Origin of the sequence: Phyllobacterium bourgognense (assembly GCF_003337575.1) — a bacterium.
Taxonomy (GTDB): Bacteria; Pseudomonadota; Alphaproteobacteria; order Rhizobiales; family Rhizobiaceae; genus Phyllobacterium; species Phyllobacterium bourgognense.
In genome coordinates this window covers 1-1444 of sequence record NZ_QPJM01000056.1, presented here as the reverse complement: position 1 = coordinate 1444, position 1444 = coordinate 1, and the positions used below count along the sequence as shown (strand labels likewise).

At 58.8% G+C, this 1444-nt stretch carries 2 protein-coding genes; both read right to left on the bottom strand.

Going from position 1 to position 1444, the window contains the following annotated elements; translation table 11 throughout:
• On the bottom strand, nt 1–434 hold a 434-nt coding region (locus C7476_RS27755; protein WP_114433123.1), incomplete at its 3' end, for an isoprenylcysteine carboxyl methyltransferase family protein.
• Nucleotides 431–1444: type III polyketide synthase (locus C7476_RS27750; protein ID WP_245426660.1), on the bottom strand; the 1014-nt coding region annotated here is incomplete at its 5' end. The genes C7476_RS27750 and C7476_RS27755, both read right to left, overlap by 4 nt.

Sequence of the window (1444 nt, the reverse complement as noted above, 5' to 3'; positions counted from 1 at the left end):
GCATTCAGCGCGGAGAATGCGAGAGCATACCATACCAGTCCAAAGCACAAGGGCAGCACGGCGATCTCTCCGATCACGACGACATAATTCGGATGCGAAAGAAGGCGGTAGGGGCCTGTTCTGACGAGAGGGCTTCCCGGGAAAACGATGATACGCGTGGTCCAGCGCTTGCCCAACGACGCGAGCACCCAGAACCGCAAGCCTTGCAGCAATATGAAAACGGCAAGCCATCCGGGTTCAATCGGTCTGTCCCAGGCAAGAACCCACAAGCCGGCAAGCCAGGCAGCATGCAACGCCACGATGAAAATATAATGACCCGGCGCCGCCTCATAGGCTCCCTTCGCCAGCAGGGCGTTGGTGTTGCGTCTGGCGAGCAGGAGTTCGCCAAGCCGCTCGATCGTGACGAAAGCGAGAAGCGTGGAAGCCACGATCATGCGGCTCTCGTGAGTGAAACACAGCTGACGCTGAAGCCCGGGCCCATCGCTGTCAGCAATGTGCGGGATGGCAAACCCGGCTCGGCGACGCGGTCGAGAACGAACAGCGCCGTGGGGGCCGACATATTTCCATATTCGGATAACACATCCCGTTCATGGTCCAGGCTGCCTTGACCAAGGGAAAGCGCGGTCTCCAGTGCAGTCACGACTTTGGCACCGCCGGGATGACAGGCAAATCGATCGATATCCGCAAGTTCAAGATTCGCGCGTCCGAGAATTCCGGCAATCGCCGGGGCGATGCGCTCTTCGGCAAAAGGTGGAATATCGCGATCGAAAATGACGCCGAAACCCAGTCTGTCAACGCTCCAGCCCATTATGTCCAGCGTGTTTGGCCAGGTGTGCTGGCCGGACATCTCGACGCCGGCTATGCCCTCATCTGCAACCTTCAGGACGCATGCCGCCGCACCGTCCCCGAAAAGCGCGCTGGCAACGATATTGGCTTTTGTCAGTTGATCCAGCCGGAACGACAATGTGCACAGTTCAACAGCGACCAGCAGGACGACAGTTCCAGGTCTTGACTGCGCAAGCCGGGAGGCAATGGAAAACCCGGATACACCGCCCGCACAGCCCAAGCCAAAAACGGGCACGCGTTCGATATCATCGCGAAATCCCATTTGCTGGGCAACACGGGCTTCCAGGCTTGGCGTGGCAATACCCGTTGACGACACCGTCACGACCGTATCGACGTCCTTACCCTTGATGCCTGCCTTCTCCAGGGCGGCATTGGCCGCCGAAACGAACAAACTGCACGCTCCTTCAATATAAGCGGCATTTCTTTCCGGCCACCCCAAAGGCTCCAGATACCATTCCAGGGGCCGGACAGCGTAGCGCGTGCGAATGCCGGAACTCTCGAAGACTTTCGCCAAACGGTCAAAGTCTCTGAACCGGGCCGAAAAAGCCTGATGTGCCGCAGCAGCGGCGTCACGTTGTTGAATGATGTGGGCAGGCAC